Below are 20,877 nucleotides of genomic sequence, written 5' to 3' on the forward strand. Positions count from 1 at the left end.
GCAATGCCAATTTTGGTTGATCTCAAACGCAGTGCGTGGGCGATGCTTGTCGTGACCACTGTCACCTCGGCAACCGCTGCCGCTGCGCCCCCAATGATTTCCGAGCCGCCGCCGGTTCCCGCATTGATGCCCACATCGCCCGTTGAAAATGGCGCGGTTCCGCTCAATGCCCCTCAGCGCATTCCCGCGTCCAGCGCCACCCAACGTCCACTACTGCCGCCATTAACGGTCAGCGCCCCGGCGCTGCCGACGTTGTTGCCGAGTTTGCCGTTGCCAGCGCCAGCAGCGGCGACCACCGCATTGCCGCTGTTGAATGAAGCATTTTTGCAATTACGCGCTGATCCCAAACAACAGGAGTTGCGTTTGCACGACAATCTACTGTGGGATGTGTGCGGAGCGCGTCCGGGAGCGGCACCGGTCAATCCGCAAGTGCAATTCACCGACGCGAAAAGCCAGCCGCTGGACATCAGCGCCAATCGCATGGATGGCGATCAACACAACGGCATCGTGCAGTTGCAGGGCGACATCGAATTACGCCAAACCGACCGGCTGCTGGAGGCAGATTGGGCGCGATATGACCGGCGCAGTGGTCAAATTGACGCGGCTGGCGCGTTGTTTTTAGACACGCCGGGCTTGCGTCTGACCGGTGATGCCGCGCAATACAATCTCAACACCCAATACGGCAGCATTGACCATGCGCAATATCGGCTCTCAGGTGCCGCCAATGTGCGCGGTGCGGCCGAACGCGCGTGGGTATTGCCGAATCAAGTGAGCCATTATCAAAACCTGTGGTATACGACCTGCCCGCCGGGGCAAGCGGATTGGTCATTGCACGCCAGTGAATTGGAAATTGATCAAATTAGCGGCATGGGCACAGCGCGTCATGCGCGGATTCAAATCGGAGCCGTGCCCATTTTGTATAGCCCTTATCTCAGTTTTCCAATTGATAGTCGGCGGCGCACGGGATGGTTAATTCCCAGCTTTGGCTCATCCGATGACACCGGCACCGACATCACTCTGCCATATTATTTGAATTTAGCGCCGAATATAGATGCGACTGTGACGCCGCGTTATATGAGTGAACGCGGGCTGATGTTAGGAGCGCAATTGCGTTATCTCAATGCGCGGCAGGAATTGGAAGTGAATACCGAAGTATTGCCGCATGATCAGCGCGACACGGAACAAGGCTTGCGGGATGCGGTGCGTATTAAACAGCACGGTCAATTCGGATCACATTGGCGTTCAACTATTGATTATGCCGCCGTATCTGATGACCAGTATTTGCAAGATTTTGGCAATCGTTTAGATATTACCAGCGTCCGCAATCTTGAACGCCGCGCTGATTTGCATTACAGCGGCACCGGCTGGCAATTTTTAACGCGGATGCAAGAATTTCAAACGGTTGATTCCACCATTGCACCAGCCGAGCGCCCGTATGGGCAATTGCCGCATCTTGCATTTCAATTAGACCCTCGGCGCTGGTACGGTTGGGAAACGCGGCTTGATAGCCAATACGATTATTTCGATCACAACGCAGCGGTGCATGGCAGTCGTTTAGTCACCGTGCCATCAATTCGTTTTCCGCTGCGCCGCAGTGCAGGTTATTTCATTCCGCGCTTGCGCGTTTTTCATACTGAATACAATTTAGTTGACCAATTGCCCGGCTGGTCAGAACAACCGTCACAATTGATTCCCAGCGCCGATGTCGATACGAAATTGATTTTTGAACGGAATACCAGTTGGTTTGGTCATCCGACATTGCAAACGCTAGAACCGCGCATTTATTATGTGCGCACCGCCTACGCCAATCAAGCTGAGAATCCGCGTTTTGATACCACCGCTTTAGATTTTAGTTTTGCCAGTTTATTCCGTGCCAATCGCTTTACTGGCTATGATCGGATTAGCGATGAAAACCGGCTGACGGTGGGCGTGACCTCGCGCACCATTACTGATCGCAGCGGAGAAGAATTATTCCGCGCCAGTTTAGGACAAGTATTTTATTTCGCTGATCGGCGCGTCCAACTCAGTGCAGATGAAGTTGAAGATGCGCAAATTTCAGCGGTGGCGGGTGAATTGGCAGCGCAATTGAGCCGCAATTGGAGCGCGGTGATGAGTGCGCAATGGAATCCGAATCGGACGCTAAATACTGCGCCGCAGGTAGACCAATTGCTGTTAACTGTAGCGGATACAGAACGCTCGTGGGAAAAGCAGATCGTGCAATTACGTTATGTGCCCGACTCCAATCATTTATTTACTTTTGGTTATCACTATAATCTGGGCGGTCAAACTGCTGAACGCTATGAAGATATGGATGTTGCTTTTCAATTGCCGTTAGGAGCGCGGGTGACATTGATTGGGCGCTGGCTGTATTCAATTCTGAATGATGAAACGGTTGAAGCCTTTGCGGGAGTGGAAGTTGGGCGCTGTTGCTGGCGACTGCGGTTGCTGGGGCAACATTTGAAACGCGATGCAGAGACGCCCGGCAATACCAGTGTCATGGTGCAACTGGAATTAGCTGGGCTGGGGTCTTTTGGAAATCGCATTGATCAATTGCTCGAACGAGGAATTTATGGCTATCACACGAACTAAAACAGTTGTCGGTTGTCAGTTGTCAGTTGTCAGTTGGGGGGTTTTAGCCCGCAGTTGGCAATGCTTTATTGCTGCATTTCACTGGGTGAATTCTTTGTGCCGACAGCGCCAGCAGCGCATTTTTCTGACAACTGCCAACTGTCAACTGACAACGCTTTTAATCGCATTGCTCATTCTCAGTCCCGCCGTTTTGTCTCAGCCCGGCAGCGAATCGCTCGATGCGATTATTGCGGTGGTGAATGATGATGTGGTGGTGCGCAGTGAATTGAATAAAGAAATCAATTTAGTGTTGCCACAATTGCGCCAGCAAGGCACCGCCGAGCCGCCACGAGCGCAATTGGAAAAACAGGTTTTAGATCGACTGATTTTGAAACGGTTGCAACGTCAACGCGCTAAAGAATTAGGTATTGAAATTGATGATGCAACATTAAATGAAGCGGTGATGAATATCGCTAAACGCAATAATCTTTCTATTGAGGATTTACAGCGCACGCTTGAAGCTGGCGGGATTCGGTTTGCCGATTTCCGCGATGATACGCGCTCGCAAATCCTCACCAATCGCCTGCAAAGTCAGGAAGTGGTCAGCAAAATTCGCGTCACCGAGCCGGAAATCGACCGCTTTTTGGCGAAGGAAGCGGGGCGCTTGGTCGAACGTGAACAGGTGCGGTTGCAGCATATTTTGCTGGCGCTGCCGGACAATCCGACGCCGGAACAGCTCAAAACCGTTGAAACTAAAGCCAATCGCTTGGTGGCGGAATTGCGGCGCGGTGCCGATTTCAGTGAGATGGCGGTGCGCGAGTCGGAAGGGCGCAACGCGCTGGAAGGCGGCGATCTCGGTTGGTTTGAAATGGGTGCGGTGCCGGCGCTGGTGGGCGATTTGGCGACGACGTTGGCGGCCGGTGAAGTCAGCAATCCGCTGCGCAATCCCAGCGGCTTTCACATCATCAAATTGCGCGAAATCAAAGGTGCTGCGCCCAAAAATGTCAGCCAAACCAAGGCGCGTCACATCCTGATTCGCACCAATGAACTGGTTTCCGATGAAGACGCGAAACGGCGCTTGCTGCAATTGCGCGGGCGGATCGTCAGCGGTGAGGATTTCGCCACGCTCGCTCGTGCGCATTCTGATGACACTGGCTCGGCGCTCAAAGGCGGCGATCTCGGCTGGGTCTCGCCCGGCGACACGGTGCCGGATTTTGAGCAGGCAATGGCGGCACTCGCGCCCAACGCGGTCAGTGAGCCGGTGAAAACGCCGTTTGGCTGGCATCTGGTGCAGGTGTTGGAACGGCGCTCGCAAGATACCAGCGTCGATTTGTTGCGGCTCAAAGCGCGGGAAGCGTTGCAGCGGCGCAAAGGGGAAGAAGCGATTGAAGAATGGCTGCGGCAACTGCGCGATGAGGCGTATGTCGAGCTGCGGTTGGAGGCGGAATGACAGGAACAATCAAACGCTTGGCGCTCACGCCCGGCGAACCAGCGGGAATCGGGCCGGATTTGGTGGTGCGGTTGGCAGCGCAGCTCTGTGTTGATAAATCCCCTTTTCCAAAGGGGGAGAATAAATCCCCCCTGCCCCCTTTGCTAAAGGGGGAGGAAAAGCCCCCCTTTGAAAAAGGGGGGTTGGGGGGATTGATCCAGCTCGTCGTCATCGCCGATCCCGATCTGCTCGCAGCGCGGGCGCAACAACTCGGTTTGGCGCTGACGCTGCTCCCGTTTGATCCCGCCGCCGCGCCAGCCGTGAATCCACCGGGCAGCTTGACTATTTTACCCGTTGCGCTGCGCCAGCCAGTCACGCCCGGCGTGTTGAATGCTGCCAATGCTGAATATGTACTCGAGACGCTGGCGCGAGCTTGCGACGGCTGTTTGGACGGCACCTTCGCCGGACTCGTCACCGCCCCAGTTCACAAAGGCATCATCAACGACGCCGGGCTGCCGTTCACCGGTCACACCGAATTCCTCGCCGACCGCTGCGCCGCCACGCCCGTAATGCTGTTAGTCACGCCAGAACTGCGCGTCGCCTTAGTCACCACCCATCTGCCGCTGGCCGCAGTCAGCCGCGCCATCACCGCCGCGCATTTGACGCAAGTGTTGACCATCATCCACCACGATCTGCGCCACCGCTTCGGCATCGCTGCGCCGCGTCTGCGCGTGTGCGGCCTCAATCCTCATGCCGGCGAAAACGGACATCTGGGACGCGAAGAGCTGGACATCATCATCCCGGTGCTCACCGCGCTGCGAGCGCAGGGCATGAACATTGAAGGGCCGGTGCCAGCGGATACCGCTTTTGTCGCAGAGCATTTGGCGCAAACCGACGTCGTCGTCACGATGTATCACGATCAAGGCCTGCCCGTGCTCAAACATCTCGGCTTCGGCCGCGCCGTCAACGTCACCCTCGGCCTGCCGATTGTGCGCACCTCCGTCGATCACGGCACCGCGCTCACGCTGGCCGGCACCGACCGCGCCGATCTCGGCAGTTTGTACGCCGCGCTCACCCTCGCGCAGACGCTGGTTTAACCTTCAACCGCTTGTCAAATCAATATGTTGCCATCAGATCGCCGCAGTCATCGCCAAGTGTTTCTCGCCGCTTGGCACAAAGCACACAGCGGGCAACCGCTCACCGCGCTGGATCAGCAAATTCTCGCCATCCTGCACCAACATCCCGACTATCAGCTGCTGCTGGCGCACGCGGAAACTGCGCTGGCGCAGGACTTCACGCCCGAATCGGGACAGGAAAATCCCTTTTTACACATGGGCTTGCATCTCGCCATCCGCGAACAAATCAGCCTTGACCAACCGCACGGCATTCGGGCGCAGTATCAAAAAGTGCTGCGCCGCCAGCGCGATCCGCATCGCGCCGAACATCAATTGATGGACTGTCTCGCCGCCGCGCTGTGGACGCTCCAACGCTATGAGCGTCCATTCAATGAAGCGGATTATTTCGCCTGCATTCAACAGCAACTCCAGCAATAAAACCGCACCTTCTCATTCACTTTTTATTCACCTTGAATTCACTATGACTGACACCAGCACGCCCACTCGCTCCAACTTTATTCGCCAGATTATTGAAAACGATCTGGCAACTGGCAAACATGAACACATTGTCACCCGCTTTCCCCCAGAACCGAATGGCTATCTCCACATCGGTCACGCCAAATCAATTGTGCTCAATTTCGGTTTAGCGCAGAGCTATGGCGGCACCTGTAATCTGCGCTTTGATGACACCAATCCGCTCAAAGAAGACGTTGAATTCGTCGATTCTATTCAAGCCGACGTGCGCTGGCTCGGTTTTGAATGGGGCGAGCGCGTGTATTTTGCTTCCGATTATTTCGAGCAATTGTATTGCTTCGCAATTGAATTGATTGAGCAAGGATTGGCGTATGTCTGCGATCTCAACGCCGATGACACTCGCGCTTATCGCGGCACCTTAACGGAACCCGGTCGCGCCAGCCCGTATCGTGACCGCGCAATTGCGGAAAATCTCGATTTATTTATGCGAATGCGGGCGGGTGAATTCGCAGATGGCAGCCGCACCTTACGCGCAAAAATTGATATGGAATCACCCAATATCAATTTGCGCGATCCGGTGTTATATCGCATTAAACACGGCGTCATTCACCATCAAACCGGCAGCGCATGGTGTTTATATCCGACTTATGATTACACCCATCCGCTCTCGGATGCGTTAGAAGGCATCACCCATTCATTATGCACCTTGGAATTTGAAGATCATCGCCCGTTATATGAATGGTGCATTGCGCACGTTTCCGTCTCCAGCACCCCGCGTCAAATTGAATTCAGCCGCCTGAATTTAGAATATACGGTGATGAGTAAACGGCGTTTAACTGAATTAGTGAGCGAGCATTTAGTGCAGGGTTGGGATGATCCGCGAATGCCCACGTTGGCGGGATTACGGCGGCGCGGTTATACCCCGGCTGCAATTCGTGATTTTTGTGAGCGGATTGGGATTACAAAATCCGATAATTTAGTCGAAATGGCGTTATTAGAAAGCGCCATCCGCGATGATTTAGATGTCACCGCACCGCGCCGCATGGCGGTATTGCGACCATTAAAAGTGGTATTAACCAATTATACGGCAGCAGCGCCGGAGTGGATGATTGCGAATAATCATCCGAAATGCAGCGAGATGGGCAGCCGCGCATTACCGTTTAGCCGCGAGCTGTATATTGATCGCACGGATTTTGCTGAACAACCGCCAAAAGATTTTAAGCGGCTCATTCCCAATGGTGAGGTGCGGTTGCGCAATGCGTATGTGATCCGCTGTGATGAAGTCATTAAAGATGCCAGCGGCGAAGTGATTGAATTACGCGCCAGCGTGGATTTCGCAACTTTGGGAAAAAACCCCGAAGGGCGCAAAGTAAAAGGTGTGATTCATTGGGTAGCGGCAGCCACTGCAATTGCGGCAGAAGTGCGGTTATATGATCGCCTGTTTGGTGTGCCAATACCGGGCGCTGGCGGCAATGATTATCGCGCTGATCTCAATCCCAATTCATTGCAAGTGTTGACTGCGTGCAAGGTAGAACCGGAATTGGCAACTGCGACCGCTGGCGAGCGGTTTCAATTCGAGCGCGAGGGTTATTTTGTGGTTGATCCCGATACCACACCAGCGCATCTGGTGTTTAATTTAACGGTGGGTTTGCGCGATACTTGGGCGAAATCTTAATTTCAGCAGCGGCGCAGCGGGTGCAGATATGTAGTGCGCAATGTGCATTATTTATCTGCACTTCTGCGAATAAAAAAATGCAATTGTGTTGCATAAAATATCATGCAATTTCAACCCATCGGCGTCATTCGCTCGCCCTATACCGACAAATTCGGTATTCCGCGCCAGCCCGGTTTAGTCACTGCTGCCGAGGCGCGGTTGGAATTCTTGCCGCCCTTCGCCCGTGAAGAAGCATTTAAGGGACTTGATGGCTTTTCTCACGTCTGGTTAATCTTTGTTTTTCATGCAGATTGTCTTGATGCTGGCTGGAAACCAACGGTGCGCCCGCCGCGTTTGGGCGGTCGCCAATCCGTCGGCGTTTTCGCCAGCCGCGCCCCGTATCGCCCCAATCCGCTGGGATTATCGGTGGTTGAGCACCTCGGTTTAGTCCGCGATGCGCGAGGATTGGCGTTGCGTCTGCGCGGGGTCGATGTGTTGGACGGGACGCCGGTGCTTGATCTCAAGCCGTATGTGCCCTACGCCGACGCGGTGCCGACCGCTCGCAGCGGCTTTGCCACGCCACCGGAATTGACGGCGACGCCGGTACATTTTGCGCCCGCCGCCGTGATTGAATTAAGCGCAATTGATCCAAATGGCGAGCGCAATTTAATGCCGTTAATTCAACAGGTTTTAGCACAAGACCCGCGTCCCGGCTATATGAATCGCTATCCAGAGCGCCGCGAGTTTGGAATGCAATTATATGAATTAAACATTCGCTGGCGCATGGATGCGACGGGAATTGAAGTCACGCAGGTCAGTGTATTGAATCACGCTAACAACGGCAATACTGCGTGATCGGTTTACGCGATCATCATCTCCATAAAATAAAGTTGACTGATTGAGCGGCAATGATGAATAAAAAAGCACTTACTGAACAAGATATTTGTAGTAAATTTGTTCTTCCTGCTCTTGTTGGAGTAAATAAAGAAAAGTGGGATTTGTTTACCCAAATTCGTGAACAATACTATTTTACTCAAGGGCGCGTGATGGTGCAGGGTAAAATAGTCCAGCGCGGTGACGCTAAAAAAGCAGATTTTTTGCTGTTTTATAAACCCAACCTTCCTTTAGCAGTTATTGAAGTTAAAAACAATAAACTTGCCATCGGTGCTGGAATGCAACAGGCATTGCATTATGCCGAAATTCTTGATCTGCCGTTTGTTTACAGCTCGAATGGCGATGGCTTTTTAGAACACGACCGCACACAAACGCAAGGCATCATTGAGCGAGAGCTATCGTTAGAACAGTTTCCTACACCGGCAGAGTTATGGCATCGCTATTGCCAAGCGAAAGAATTACACCCGGCGCAACAACGCATCATTGCTAAAGACTATTATGAGGACGGCTCCGGCAAGGTGCCGCGTTATTATCAACGCATTGCCATTAACCGCACGATAGAAGCCGTTGCGCAAGGTAAAAACCGCATTTTGTTGGTAATGGCAACCGGCACGGGCAAAACTTATACTGCGTTTCAAATCATTTGGTGCTTGTGGAAATCTGGCGCTAAAAAACGCATTTTGTTTTTAGTGGATCGCAATATATTAGCCGATCAAACGAAGACCAATGATTTTAAGCCGTTTGGTCAGGCAATGACTAAAATCACCAATCGCACCGTAGATCAAGCATTTGAGATTTATCTGTGTTTATATCAGGCAGTCACTGGTACTGAAGAAGCGCAAAACATTTACCGACAGTTTTCCGCTGGCTTTTTTGATTTGATCTTTGTTGATGAATGTCATCGCGGCAGTGCGGCTGATGATGCAGCATGGCGTCAAGTATTAGATTATTTTACTTCAGCAACCCAAGTCGGTATGACGGCAACACCCAAAGAAACGGAAGAAGTATCTAACATTGAATACTTCGGCAACCCGCTTTATACCTATTCGTTGAAACAAGGTATTGCTGACGGGTTTTTAGCGCCTTATAAAGTGATCCGTGTTGATTTTGATAAAGATTTAACGGGATGGCGACCAGAAAAAGGACAATGTGATCAAAATGGAAAACTGATTGCAGAGCGGGAATATAACGCCACTGATTTTGATCGCAGTTTAGTGTTAGAACAACGCACAACGCTGGTGGCAGCGAAAATCACCGAATGGCTTAAAGCAACAGATCGTTTTGCCAAAACAATTGTATTTTGTCAGAACATTGACCACGCTGAACGAATGCGCCAAGCCTTGGTTAATGCGAATGCCGATTTAGCTGCGGCTAATCATAAATATGTGATGCGCATTACGGGCGATAATGAGGAAGGCAAAAGACAGCTCGATCATTTTATTGATCCTGCATCGACATATCCGGTCATCGCGGTCACTTCGCAGTTAATGTCCACCGGAGTTGATGCGCAAACGTGTCGGTTAATTGTGTTGGATAAACGCATTCAATCCATGACGGAGTTTAAGCAAATTATTGGACGCGGCACCCGTATCAATGAGGAGTATCATAAACTCTACTTTACTATTTTAGATTTCAGACGGGCAACCGTGTTATTTGCTGATCCGGCATTTGATGGTGATCCCGTTCAAAGTGATGAATTTGATTTTAATAAGCCGCTTATTCCAGCAGAAGCAAATGAGGATAAACAAGCGCCAGCTTCGGTGTCATCTATGACGCGCTATGTGGTGGGAGATGTCGCAGTGAGCATTGTCAGTGAGCGGGTGCAATATCTCGCCGTTGATGGTAGTTTAATTACTGAATCACTGCGCGATTATTCGCGTAAAACTGTGCGCCAAGCATATTCTTCATTAGATGCGTTTATAACAGTTTGGAATAGCGCGGAGCGGAAACACGCAATTGTGGAGGCATTGGCGGCGCAAGGCGTGTTCTTTGATGAATTAGCGGCACAAGTGGGGCGTGATTATGATGCGTTTGATATGGTGTGTCATATTGCTTTCGACCAGCCACCATTAACGCGCCGAGAACGCGCTCAACAGGTGCGCCAGCGCGATTTATTTAACGTTTATGGTGATAAGGCGCGAGCGGTATTGGAGGCGTTGTTGGATAAATATGCTGATGTCGGTTTGCGCAGTATTGAATCTTTGGATATTCTTAAAGTGAGACCGTTAACCCAGTCGGGAACGCCAGTGGAAATTCTCAATCTGTTTGGCGGTAAAGCAGGTTATTTAGCAGCAGTGCGGCATTTGCAGTCCGCGCTTTATCAACAGGCAGCTTAATTTATGTCAAACATTTCTACGCTCGTGAAATCAATTCAAGACATCATGCGCAAGGACGCCGGCACCTATGGCGATGCGCAGCGTTTAGAGCAAATGGCGTGGTTGTTGTTTCTCAAGATTTTTGATGACCATGAGTTTGGATTGGAAAGTATGAACAATCATTATCAATCGCCACTGCCGGAGCAATTGCGGTGGCGTAATTGGGCAGCAAATATCGCAGGAATCACCGGCGAACGTTTATTAACCTTTGTCGAGAATAAATTGCTGCCAGAGTTGCGGCAATTAACGGGCGCTGATCCAATGGTGAAGCTGATCCGCGACACGTTTGCTGATGCCAATAATTATATGAAAAACGGCACGCTGTTGCGGCAGGTCATCAATAAAATTTTAGGCATCAATTTTAATAACTCAGTTGATCGTCACTTGTTTGGCGATATTTATGAGAAGCTGTTGAAAGATTTGCAATCCGCCGGCAATGCCGGTGAGTTTTATACGCCGCGAGCAGTAACGCAGTTTATTGTTGAACAAGTCAATCCGCGTCTCAGTGAAACGGTGTTTGATCCGGCATGTGGTACCGGGGGATTTTTAATCTGTGCGCTGGAACATTTACGGCAGCAGGCAAAAGAAGGCGATGATGAACGCACGATTCAAAACAGCATTTTTGGGATTGAGAAAAAGCATTTGCCGTATGTGTTGTGCATCACAAATCTGTTATTACATCAGGTGGAAGTGCCAGCAAGAATTAAACATGATAATACGCTCGCCCGCCCGTTGACGGATTGGAAAATCAATGAGCAAGTCGATGTCATTGTGACGAATCCGCCGTTTGGTGGTATGGAAGAAGATGGCATTGGCTCGAATTTCCCGGCGGATTTCCGCACCCGTGAAACAGCAGATTTATTTTTAGTGTTGTTAATGAGGATTCTTAAACAACAGGGGCGGGCTGGTATTGTGTTGCCGGATGGTACGTTATTCGGTGAGGGAGTGAAAACGCGCATTAAAGAGGCATTGTTGACGGAGTGCAATTTACATACGATTGTGCGCTTGCCGAATGGCGTATTTAATCCTTATACCGGCATCCGCACTAATTTGTTGTTTTTTACGAAAGGATCGCCTACCACTGAGGTTTGGTATTATGAACATCAATATCCGCCCGGTGTGAAAAGTTATAATAAAACCAACCCCATTCGGATTGAAGAGTTTGCAGCGGTGCAGGCGTGGTGGGGCAATGAGGCCGACGGTTTTGCAACCCGCGTGGAGAATGAATGCGCGTGGCGGGTGTCATTTGAAACAATCAAGGCGGGCAATTTTAATTTGGATTTGAAAAACCCGCATCAAGTTGACAGCTCTGTGAATACGGTTGAACAGCTTTTGCCCGAATATGAACGGTTATTGGCGCACATTGCGGAAACGCGGGCAGCGGTGCAAACAGAACTGCAACAGGCGTTGCTTGCAACTGGCGAGGAAAAGTAATGACTTTAGCCACTTTTTTTGAGAAGTTTGAATTGATTGCGGAAATACCGGGAGCGATACCGAAGCTGCGGGAGTTGGTGTTGGAATTAGCAGTGCGGGGGAAGTTGGTGCCACAAGATGCGAATGACGAGACTGCTTTAGCACTTTTGCAAACAGTAAACGCTGAACGTGTCAATCTTGTCACGGCAAAAAAAATTAAATCCCGCCCAATCGTATCAATTAAACTTAACGAACAACCTTATGATTTACCTTTAAGTTGGGCATGGGCAAGGCTTCTGGAAGTTGGTTATGAGCTTGGTCAGAAAATCCCTAAAAACCGATTCACTTATATTGATGTTGGCAGCATTGACTCTAAAAAAGGCTGTATTAGTGATAAAATTGAGCAATTAGAATCAAACGAAGCGCCATCAAGGGCGCGTAAGCTGTTACAAAAGGGCACTGTTATCTATTCCACTGTGCGCCCTTATCTTCTGAACATCGCAATAATTGATTATTTTTTTGATCCAGAACCAATTGCTAGTACAGCATTTGCTATTTTACATCCATTTAATAGAATTAGTAATCGGTATTTATTTTACTGGCTAAGAAGTGCGCCATTTACCACTTATGTTCAGGAAAATATGAAAGGGATGGCTTATCCAGCCATTAACGATGATAAATTTTATAATGGACTAATTGCGCTTCCGCCCGCTGAAGAACAAAAACGCATCGTCGCCAAAGTCGATCAATTGATGACTTTATTGGATCAATTGGAAACGCAACAGCAGGAACGCAACTCACAACAGGCGGCGCTGGCGCAGTCATCATTAGCGCGGTTTGCGGCGGCACCAACTCCAGAAAATTTGCAATTTCTATTTCATCCGTCTTACAACATTCAACTGGCGGATTTGCGCAAAACGATTTTGTCGCTGGCGGTGCGGGGGAAGTTGGTGCCGCAGGATGAGAATGATGAGCCAATTGATAGTTGGACTGCATCACAAGTTACGAATCTTGAAAAATCAAAAAAAGATAAAGAAGTTCAGTTTGATCTGCCAATCATGTGGGGATGGGCGCAACTGGGACAAGTTAGCGAGCTGATAAACGGTGATCGGGGTAAAAATTACCCTAACAAACAAGAGTATGTTCGAGAGGGCGTTCCATGGATTAATGCAGGACATATTGAATTAAATGGGACACTAGCTATCAATTCAATGCAGTACATCACGAGAAAAAAGTTTGAGTCACTTCGGAGTGGCAAAACACGACTAGGAGATTTAATTTATTGTCTGCGAGGCACGCTTGGAAAAACGGCAATTATTACTCAATTTCAGGAAGGTGCAGTTGCTTCATCGTTAGTAATTATTCGCCTCTCGACTGTGATTGATCCAAGATTTGCTTATTATTTTTTAATAAGTCCATTGGGGCGTGAGCAAATTTTCAAGTTTGATAATGGTTCAGCGCAGCCAAATCTTTCAGCAACTAACGTCAAAAAGTATTGGGTACCAATTCCCCCCCTCGCCGAACAAAAACGCATCGTTGCCAAAGTCGATCAATTGCTGGCACTGGTCGATCAATTAGAACAGCACCACAACGCCGCCCGCAGCACTGCTGCGCAATTGCTGGAGGCGGTGGTGCGTGAATTGATTGCCGCACACTCTCATTAAGCAGCTTGGGGCGCGTGTGATAAACAATTCTTTGGACACACCCGCGAACAGGCTTGGCAGCCAATACAATCAAGGGCATCTTTCAAATTCATTACCATGCCCGGCATATCCTCATCACAATCATCGTCATCGTCACTGTCTTCTAATTCCAAATCTTCCCGATCCACCAATTCAAATACATCACGCGGACAGACTTTATAACAGCGTCCGCAGCCAATGCAGTGATGTTGATTGATTTTCATCACAAATGCTGGCGTCCATGCCACACCGCCGCGTGTTAAGCCCGTCATCATTGCCATTTCGTTATGCACTCCGTTGAGTTGAATCAGTATTGGTTTCCGCCGCGTGTAATTGCGCCGTTGCGTGTGCCCACGCCTGACAAGCGTCATAAGCCGCTTGCGCTAAAATTGGGATTTCTTCATACGCAGCGGGCAGACGCTCCTCCACCAAATCATGTAAGGCGCTGGCGCGTTCACTCGCAATGCGTTTCGCTTTACTCACCGCTTTTTCCAGTGCTTGGCGTTGTTCGGGAGTCATCTGCCCAGCCTCCTAATTGATTAAAGCCCAGCAACCTTGGAATGGGTGCCAATGAGTTCTAAAGCGACTGATAAAATTTTGTCGCCTTCATCTTTCATTTTAGAAAGACTTGGAAAACCAAAGCGATGCGCATCGCGGACGCTGCGATCCAACACCACTAATTTACCGACCGTAATCAATACGCGCCCAAATCCTTCGTGGTTTAAACTCACCAAAGGCACAGCCATCAAGTTGCATTCTGCTTCAATCATCACTGCTAAAGCATTGTAAAACGCTTTCATGCGAGCGACTACCAATTCATCGGGATCGCCAATAATTGGAATCTCGCGTTTTTTATCAGTCGTGAGAATGAATGGCTCCAAAATCACACTGGCTGATAACTTATCCGTTCTGCCATAGGTATCAATGGCGCGCATCTGCCGCACCATTTCAGTGATGAATTGAGAACTCAACAATCCTTCCGTTTCTGCGGCTGGCGCATCACTCATTTTGAATACCTCGTTGAAGTCGGTTCGTTGCCATTAAAATCCCCCAACAACGCCACCGAAAGAGTTAAAAACCTTTGATGCGCTCTGCAAAAAAGGTGGGGATTGCTTATTCAGTCCAGCCTTCAGCAGCCATCGCATCAAAGCGATTATCATGCGCTTCTTGCTGCTGACTGAGCAGGGCGCGGCTCAACCATGCACTCGGCCCATCGCGCAATTCAATTTGCAAGGCGCGAATGGTTTGCGGTAATGAAGTGCCGGCATCAACTTTAATCGCATGAATGCCACGCGGTCGCAATTGATTCACCGCTGACGCGCCAATTGCTTGGCAATACACCGCGACACAACCCGTTAATGCGTCAATTTTGGCGGCCAATTTATTTTCATTGCCATCTTCAGCCACTTGCCCGAATTGCACGACTTCTTCTAAATGCGCTTCTTTGGCATCAAGACGATAAATTGCTAATGATTCCGCAGTACCAAAATGCTGATCGACGTGTTTACGGTCGGTGGTCGCAAAAGCAACGCGAATGGTGAGCGGCGTTTTGGCGTCAACAGTGGTCAACACTTTCAGGTGGCGCGACACGGTCATCACAGTTTCCTATTGTGCAACAAGGAGTTAGGCGGAATGCGCAGCGACGTGTCGCTCCGCCTCCGACCATTGTTTGAGCGCCGAGCGATACGGATGAATTTCGCCTTTTTCGAGCGATAACAGCAGGTTGGCGAGTTCAAACAGCGTGGCGCGAGTGCCGCTGTAACCAATCCAAGTGCGGGTGTAGCCGCCCAGCGTGTCGTATTGCGGAAAGCCCGCCCGCAGCAGCGGAATCCCCAACCGCTTGCCGGTGTGGACGCCGTGCGAATTGGTGATTAACACGTCGGCGCGATTGGCGCGGGCGGTCAGTTCTAAATCCTCCAGATCGCCGATTTGCACCTGCTCGCACACCGCCGCCGCCAATGCTGGCGCGTTGGTCGGGCTGACTGCCGCCACCGTCGTCGCGCCGACTCCCGCCAGCATCTGCGTCAAACCGACCAACAAATCCGGCTCGGCCGCCAGCGCCAGCCGCGCTTGTCCGAGCATGAAATGGCTATCGAGCATCGCATCCTGCAATTGCTCCCGTTGCCGCACGATTTTGGCGGGCACCGGCACCGCTGCCAGCGTGGCCAAGGTCGCAATCAACGCATCGACCGCGCTGATGCCCATGAGATGCGCAAAGCGATGATCGGGAACGCCGGTGCGCTCATGCAGCGCATCGGCGGCTGCATTCATCGCGCCGCCAATCACCACCGTCGCCAGCGCATCGCCGACCGTCGCCAATTCGCTGACCAAGGTGCCGCCAATCGTCAAGGCGCTGTAATCGCTGGCGGGCAAATGCCCGTCGAGCGCGTCGGACAAATCCGGCAGCACCAGCGGACGCAGGCCAAATAATTCAATCAATTCCTTGAGATGTTCGAGATCGCCCGGCGTGAGCTGCGCCCCGGCTAACACATTGATTTGACGCTGCCGCCGTCCGGGGCGCGTGCCCGCAGCGGCAGCGGTCGGCACTAAAATTTCAATGATGGCGCGGGTCGCAGCGGCATAACCGGACTCCATCCCGCCGCTGAAATCGGGCGCAGACACGGCGACGACCGGAGTGGCGTTAAATTGCGGATAACGTTGGCGAAATTCGCGCACAGCCAGATGAATATCCGCGCCCTGCGCTTCCACTAAACCGGTGGTCGGCACGCCAATCAGCGCCGGTTGATGCTTTTCGCACAGCGTTTTCAAGCCCTCAATAACCAACGCATCGCCTCCCATGATCGCGGTGACGTGATCGACGGCGGTGGTTTGCAGCGGGATCGGCTCCCGAAAATGCCGTACAAACAAAATCTTACCGAAGGCGCTACAGCCTTGCGCTCCGTGCAACATCGGAATGGCGCGATTAAAACCCAGAAATGCCAACGCCGCGCCGACGGTCGAACTTGCTTTGAGCGGGCTGACCGATAAGGCTTTTTTGCGTTTTATAATGACAGGACTTGGAGTTTTTATTAACGGCGGAGTGGCGCTCGCAGCCAATGCAGTGGCTAAAGAAGATTTCACTGCCGCCCAGATAGGACTTTCAATCGTCACGCACAACTGTTTAGCGAGTTCTTCCATGCCTTCATAACCGGCATACGCAAACTCACGTTCTTGGTTAATATCCAAAAATGGAATACGCGCTTTTAATGCCGTGTACAAATTGCGCCCACCAGCAATCAGCACATCAACGCCTTGTTCATTCACCATATCAATCAACGTGCGCGGGTTTCCTTCTTCCAACATCACCGCATCATCACCCATTAACTCACGGATGCGTGCTTTATCATCTTCAGTGGATTTACGGGTGCCGGTTGCAACGACCGTCATGCCCAAATCTTGTAATGCAGAAATCACTGACCACGATTTCACACCGCCGGTATACAACAAGACTTTTTTGCCCTGCAAGCGCAGCCGCCAAGGTGCCAAAATCAATTCTGCATTGGCTTCTTCACGCGCAATCACTCTTTCAACCCGCGCAGTTAAATCGGGGTCAGCGATAATGCGAGCGAATTCACGCAATGCGTTTGATACATCGCGCACTCCATAAAAACTGCCTTCAAACCAAGGAGTTCCATACGCGGATTGCAATTTACGCGCAACATTGACCAGCGCCCGCGAGCACACCATCATATTGACTTCCGAGCGGTGCATGGTCTGCACTTCACGAAAGCGTCCATCGCCAGAAAGCGTACATAACACGCGCAAACCGAGTTCATCGAATAATGGCAACACGCGCCATAATTCTCCGGCAATGTTATATTCACCAATTAAACAAATGTCGTGAACTTTGAAATGTTCATTTTCAATGCCGGGCGGAATTGGATCAGGTTCGCGGGTGCCGCAAACATATTTCACCATTGCTTCCCCGGCAATACGGCTACCGAGGTTTTTTGCTCCATAAAATCCAGCGGCATCAATCGGCACAACTGGCGTCTGCCACCGCTGTTGCGCATCTTTACACACCGCTTCTAAATCATCGCCGGTCAGCGCCGGAACGCAGGTGTTATAGACAAATACGGCGGCGGGTTGATAACTATCAATCGCTTGTTTAATAGAATGAAAGAGGCGTTTTTCACTGCGCCCCATAATTACATCTTGCTCAGTTAAATCAGTGGTCATGCCGATTTTATACAGCGTATTGCCACTTGATCTGGTGCCCCGGTTGTCCCAAGAATTACCCGCACATGCAATTGAACCATGCACAATATGCGCAACATCGCCAATTGGCAGCATGGCAATTTGGGCACCATCAAAGGTACAGCCGCCCGCTGTTGCGCCCGGTTTCGCTTTGGAACAGCCAGATTTGGCTTTTTGATTGTGGGCGCAAGCCGGTTCGTCAAGCAGGGTGGCGAGGTCTTTGCGGTTCATGGGAATGTCCAATACTGTCATGTTGCCTTGCGTTAAGCACGATCAATGCCAAGCGGTTAGTGATTGTTTTTATTATTAAAATTGCTTGATTTCTCTGTATGGTTTCTGACAATTTGCGCTGCTGACCTGACTGGATGGGGCGCGGCGGGGAATTTGAATTGCGCATTGCGCGTGCGGCGTGGTCAGTTGGCAATTGAATACAACGGTATGCTTTCTTAATTCCAAAAAACGCTATTGATACGATAATGAATAGATGAGGGCGTGATGATGAATGCGTGTCTGTTTTTAGGAGTGGCGCACTGGCTGATATAAACTATTGATTGCGTTGTCAGTTGGCAGTTGGCGGCAACAACGCTGTTTTTTACTGACAACTGACAACTGATCACCGACAACTCAAAATTGCCACCGGCGAAGTGTTTTCACCATGACAGACGCATCCTCTCTTTCTCGTCCGCTTGATAACGATGCCGAAGCCGCTGTGCTGCGCCAGACGCTGGCGCAAATGCGCCGCGAGGCGGAAACGGAAGTGCAGCGGCTCAATGCCCAGATCGCCGAGCGCAGTCGTCAAACCGCAACGTCGGTGGCATCGGTCGCCGCTCAAATCGCGTTGCAGCAAGAAATGACCGTGCTTAACCAAACGCTGAAGGTCAAAACGCAGGCGCTCGATCACATCACTGACGAATGTCGGCGGCTGGAAGATGCGCTGGAAGATCAAAATGTGACGCTCGACAGCTTGCAGCAGGAAATCGAACGCAAAGAACGGGCGTTGACCTCAGCGCGGGAAGAAGTGGAGCGAATGCGCCGTGAACTCGCCAATCGCGCCCCGTCGGTCGCCAACCAATTCCTGAGTGCCGCAATCACTGCGCTGAGTGGACGCCGCGTCCGCCTATGGTTTGGCATCAGCGCGGTGCTGGCGGCACTCGGCAGTGCCGGCTGGTGGTGGCGAGAACCGCTGTTGACCGCGTGGCAGCGCAGCTCGGCAGCAGTGCTCGCGCAGGTCACGCCCGCACCCGTCGTCACCCCGCCGCGCACCACCTCGGCACCGGCAGCGGAACCGGCAGCAGCGCCAGCCCCGTCGCCCGTCATCACACAATCGCCGCCGCCCACGCAGCGGGATCGGTTGCGCAGCGGCGGCTTGGCACCCACGCTCGCTGCCTTACCCGGCGGCACCTTGCAAATGGGCATCAATCGGATGGGCGGTGAGGATTACAGTCCGGCACACGCGGTGCAGCTCGCGCCGTTTTTGATCGGCATTCAGGAGGTCACGGTGCAGGAATATGACCGCTTTGCCCAAGTCACCGGACGGGCGCTGCCGGATGATTTCGGCTGGGGACGCGGCAATCAACCGGTCGTCGGCGTGAGCTGGGCCGATGCGGTGGCCTATACCGAGTGGTTATCGCGTGAAACCGGACGCCAATATCGCCTGCCCAGCGAAGCCGAATGGGAATTTGCTGCCCGCGCCGGTAGCGCCAGCTCATTTTGGTGGGGATTTACGTTAGAACCGCAACGCGCCGTCTGTTTTGACTGCGGCACCGCGTGGGATCGGCGCTCACCCGCGCCGGTCGGACGCTTTGCCGCCAACCCGTTTGGACTGCACGACACCGCCGGCAACGCGATGGAATGGGTCGCCGACTGTTATCACCCCAATTATCAAGGTGCGCCGACGGATGGACGGGCATGGCGCGATGACACCTGTGGCGAGCGCGTGGCACGCGGGGGCGCGTTTAACAAACCCTCAGCATCCATGCGCGTCTACGTTCGCGCCCATTTCAGCGCGGAAACCAAACTGAATTCACTTGGATTTCGTGTCGCACGGGCGCGTTAATGGTGAAAACAATGATGCGTGTCGGCTATTTTCGCTTTATCGTCGCCGGTATATCCTTGCCCCGCCTCAGTGCTGACTGACACGCCCGGTGGTGGCAGTCATTTTTCATTTTTTAGGAGACATCTCATGCTCGGTGAATCGCACGATCTGCGCCATGAATTCCCAGATTTAGACAACAAGATCGCCGCCCTGCGCTCTGATAACGCCGAGTTTGCGCGGTTGATGGATGAGTACAACGCCCTCGATGCGCGAATCCGCGATATTGAAGAACTCGGCACCCCGGTCGCCGATGAAACCATCGAAGACCTGAAAAAACAGCGGCTGCATCTCAAAGATGTGCTTTACGCCTTGTTACGCGCTTAGTGCCTGCTGCCACCCATCGTGAACCACCACATCCTGCCGGTCACCGCGTTTCAGCAAAACTGCACAGTGTTCTGGTGTGAACGCACCCGCCGGGCAGCGATCATCGATCCCGGTGGCGAGGCAGCGCGAATTCTCGCGCTGATCGCCGATCTCAACCTGCAACCCGAACACCTGTTGCTCACACACGGACATCTCGATCACGTTGGCGCGAGCGTGGCACTTGCCACCGCGTGGGGACTGCCGATCACCGGTCCGCACTGCGACGACGCCTTCTTGTTCCAAACCCTCACCGTGCAAAGCCAGATGTTTGGATTTCCCCCCGTCGCGGATTTCATGCCCACGCGCTGGGTGCAGCCGGGTGAGATCATCACTTTTGGCGACGAGCAGCTTGACGTACTCCACTGTCCGGGACACACGCCCGGACACGTCGTCTTCGTCAATCACGCCGCCCAACTCGCGCAGGTCGGCGACGTGTTGTTTCGCGGTGCCATCGGTCGCACCGATTTACCGCGTGGCAATCACGCCCACTTGCTGGCTTCCATCCATCAACGCCTCCTGCCATTAGGCGACGAGATGCGTTTTATTCCCGGTCACGGCGCTCCCTCCACCATCGGCCACGAGCGCCTGACTAATCCCTTTATCATCAGCACTTCCTGA

At 52.0% G+C, this 20,877-nt stretch carries 17 protein-coding genes and 1 pseudogene; 12 read left to right on the top strand and 6 right to left on the bottom strand.

Annotated features, from left to right (window positions below; translation table 11 throughout):
- Positions 1–3: 3 nt before the first annotated feature.
- The 9 genes from CKO12_RS00670 (at position 4) to CKO12_RS00710 (ending at position 13,586) form a co-directional block, all read left to right on the top strand.
- Positions 4–2,589, top strand: coding sequence for an LPS-assembly protein LptD (locus tag CKO12_RS00670; RefSeq protein ID WP_200152799.1), 2,586 nt, complete (start codon positions 4–6; stop codon positions 2,587–2,589).
- Positions 2,590–2,707: 118 nt separating this feature from the next.
- Complete coding sequence (locus CKO12_RS00675) at positions 2,708–4,018, top strand: peptidylprolyl isomerase (RefSeq protein ID WP_420826821.1); 1,311 nt, start codon at positions 2,708–2,710, stop codon at positions 4,016–4,018.
- Positions 4,015–5,094 carry a 4-hydroxythreonine-4-phosphate dehydrogenase PdxA gene (gene pdxA, locus CKO12_RS00680; protein ID WP_200152801.1) on the top strand — a complete coding sequence of 360 codons (1,080 nt, stop codon included), beginning with the start codon at positions 4,015–4,017 and terminating at the stop codon, positions 5,092–5,094. The genes CKO12_RS00675 and pdxA overlap by 4 nt, the downstream gene beginning before the upstream one ends.
- A 24-nt stretch (positions 5,095–5,118) precedes the next feature.
- Positions 5,119–5,550 carry a DUF1841 family protein gene (locus CKO12_RS00685; protein WP_200152802.1) on the top strand — a complete coding sequence of 144 codons (432 nt, stop codon included), beginning with the start codon at positions 5,119–5,121 and terminating at the stop codon, positions 5,548–5,550.
- 43 nt (positions 5,551–5,593) lie between these two features.
- On the top strand, positions 5,594–7,261 hold the full coding sequence (locus CKO12_RS00690) for a glutamine--tRNA ligase/YqeY domain fusion protein (RefSeq protein WP_200152803.1): 1,668 nt from the start codon (positions 5,594–5,596) through the stop codon (positions 7,259–7,261).
- 102 nt (positions 7,262–7,363) lie between these two features.
- Positions 7,364–8,095: a tRNA (N6-threonylcarbamoyladenosine(37)-N6)-methyltransferase TrmO gene (gene tsaA, locus CKO12_RS00695; RefSeq protein WP_200152804.1), complete on the top strand. Its 732-nt coding sequence runs from the start codon at positions 7,364–7,366 to the stop codon at positions 8,093–8,095.
- 56 nt (positions 8,096–8,151) lie between these two features.
- Positions 8,152–10,470, top strand: coding sequence for an EcoAI/FtnUII family type I restriction enzme subunit R (gene hsdR, locus CKO12_RS00700; protein WP_200152805.1), 2,319 nt, complete (start codon positions 8,152–8,154; stop codon positions 10,468–10,470).
- 3 nt (positions 10,471–10,473) lie between these two features.
- Complete coding sequence (locus CKO12_RS00705) at positions 10,474–11,943, top strand: type I restriction-modification system subunit M (protein WP_200152806.1); 1,470 nt, start codon at positions 10,474–10,476, stop codon at positions 11,941–11,943.
- Positions 11,943–13,586 (top strand): restriction endonuclease subunit S, encoded by a 1,644-nt coding sequence (locus CKO12_RS00710; protein ID WP_200152807.1) that lies wholly within the window; start codon positions 11,943–11,945, stop codon positions 13,584–13,586. The genes CKO12_RS00705 and CKO12_RS00710 overlap by 1 nt, the downstream gene beginning before the upstream one ends.
- On the opposite strand, the gene fdxB is transcribed toward CKO12_RS00710, so the two are convergent.
- The 6 genes and pseudogenes from fdxB to nifE form a co-directional block, all read right to left on the bottom strand.
- Positions 13,583–13,885, bottom strand: a complete 303-nt coding sequence (fdxB, locus tag CKO12_RS00715; RefSeq protein WP_200152808.1) for a ferredoxin III, nif-specific — start codon at positions 13,883–13,885, stop codon at positions 13,583–13,585. The genes CKO12_RS00710 and fdxB overlap by 4 nt on opposite strands.
- 4 nt (positions 13,886–13,889) lie before the next feature.
- Positions 13,890–14,123 carry a CCE_0567 family metalloprotein gene (locus CKO12_RS00720; protein WP_200152809.1) on the bottom strand — a complete coding sequence of 78 codons (234 nt, stop codon included), beginning with the start codon at positions 14,121–14,123 and terminating at the stop codon, positions 13,890–13,892.
- A 20-nt stretch (positions 14,124–14,143) separates the two neighbouring features.
- Entirely contained in the window at positions 14,144–14,611 is a 468-nt protein-coding gene (locus tag CKO12_RS00725; RefSeq protein ID WP_200152810.1) for a NifX-associated nitrogen fixation protein, read from the bottom strand.
- 106 nt (positions 14,612–14,717) lie between these two features.
- Positions 14,718–15,200 (bottom strand): NifB/NifX family molybdenum-iron cluster-binding protein, encoded by a 483-nt coding sequence (locus CKO12_RS00730; protein WP_200152811.1) that lies wholly within the window; start codon positions 15,198–15,200, stop codon positions 14,718–14,720.
- 27 nt (positions 15,201–15,227) lie between these two features.
- Complete coding sequence (nifN, locus tag CKO12_RS00735; protein ID WP_420826822.1) at positions 15,228–16,634, bottom strand: nitrogenase iron-molybdenum cofactor biosynthesis protein NifN; 1,407 nt, start codon at positions 16,632–16,634, stop codon at positions 15,228–15,230.
- Between the two features lie 45 nt (positions 16,635–16,679).
- A pseudogene (nifE, locus tag CKO12_RS14800) lies at positions 16,680–18,032 on the bottom strand (nitrogenase iron-molybdenum cofactor biosynthesis protein NifE); the annotation flags it as partial.
- Positions 18,033–18,456: 424 nt separating this feature from the next.
- Here nifE and CKO12_RS00740 point away from each other — a divergent pair.
- The 3 genes from CKO12_RS00740 to CKO12_RS00750 all read left to right on the top strand — a co-directional run bounded on the left by CKO12_RS00740 (position 18,457) and on the right by CKO12_RS00750 (position 20,877).
- Positions 18,457–19,857, top strand: a complete 1,401-nt coding sequence (locus CKO12_RS00740) for a formylglycine-generating enzyme family protein (RefSeq protein WP_200152812.1) — start codon at positions 18,457–18,459, stop codon at positions 19,855–19,857.
- 126 nt (positions 19,858–19,983) lie between these two features.
- Positions 19,984–20,220, top strand: coding sequence for an HP1242/YdcH family protein (locus tag CKO12_RS00745; RefSeq protein WP_200152813.1), 237 nt, complete (start codon positions 19,984–19,986; stop codon positions 20,218–20,220).
- A gap of 18 nt (positions 20,221–20,238) precedes the next feature.
- Positions 20,239–20,877: an MBL fold metallo-hydrolase gene (locus CKO12_RS00750; RefSeq protein ID WP_200152814.1), complete on the top strand. Its 639-nt coding sequence runs from the start codon at positions 20,239–20,241 to the stop codon at positions 20,875–20,877.

Origin of the sequence: Chromatium okenii (assembly GCF_016583745.1) — a bacterium.
Taxonomy (GTDB): domain Bacteria; phylum Pseudomonadota; class Gammaproteobacteria; order Chromatiales; family Chromatiaceae; genus Chromatium; species Chromatium okenii.